1 protein-coding gene is annotated in these 749 nt (G+C 47.4%); it reads left to right on the top strand.

The annotated features are described in order from the left end of the window. Window positions 1-749: SprB repeat-containing protein (locus J4E76_RS20745; RefSeq protein ID WP_208506716.1), on the top strand; the 749-nt coding region annotated here is incomplete at both ends.

Raw genomic sequence — 749 nt, 5'->3', positions numbered from 1 at the left:
TCAGCTCCTTATAGCTATTCGTGGAATCAAGGATCTACCACCAAGGATGTTTCTGGTCTGGGAAGAGGAACCTATCAAGTCACTGTAACGGATAACAATGGCTGTGTCATTCAAGAAAACTTTACGATTGGAGGGCCAGCAGCCATAAGCGCAGCAGCCATCGTGAATGACGTGACCTGTAATGGCAATGGCGATGGCTCCATCGATTTGTCTCCCTCAGGAGGGGTAGGTCCTTATACATACCTGTGGGCAGATGGTGTGACAACGGAAGATCGAAGTGGATTGAGTCCAGCCAATTATGGTGTGACCATCACCGATGCTAATGGTTGTTCCACTTTTAGAAATTATGTGATTACCCAGCCCACCGCCTTGATCGTCACTGAATCAATTAATGATGTGGCTTGCTTTGGTGACGGTAATGGTAGCATCGACATATCCGTTTCTGGAGGAATCGCACCTTATACTTATAGCTGGTCAAGCGGTGAGACTACCCAGGACTTGACCAACCTTTCTGGTGGTAGCTATACCCTTACAGTCACCGATGCTAATGGATGTCAAGCCGTAAATACTTACACAGTAAATGAGCCGACAGCTGCTTTGGCAGTAGCAGGGATTGTTACAGACGAAAACTGTTTCGGAGATAGTCAAGGAGCGGTTCAGTTGACTGTGACGGGTGGTTCAGCTCCTTATAGCTATTCGTGGAATCAAGGATCTACCACCAAGGATGTTTCTGGTCTGGGAAGAGGAAC

The organism is Roseivirga sp. E12 (genome assembly GCF_017592825.1).
Lineage (GTDB): Bacteria > Bacteroidota > Bacteroidia > Cytophagales > Cyclobacteriaceae > Roseivirga.
The sequence above is the reverse complement of the archived record's forward strand: the minus strand, read 5'-3'. Positions and strand labels throughout refer to the sequence as shown.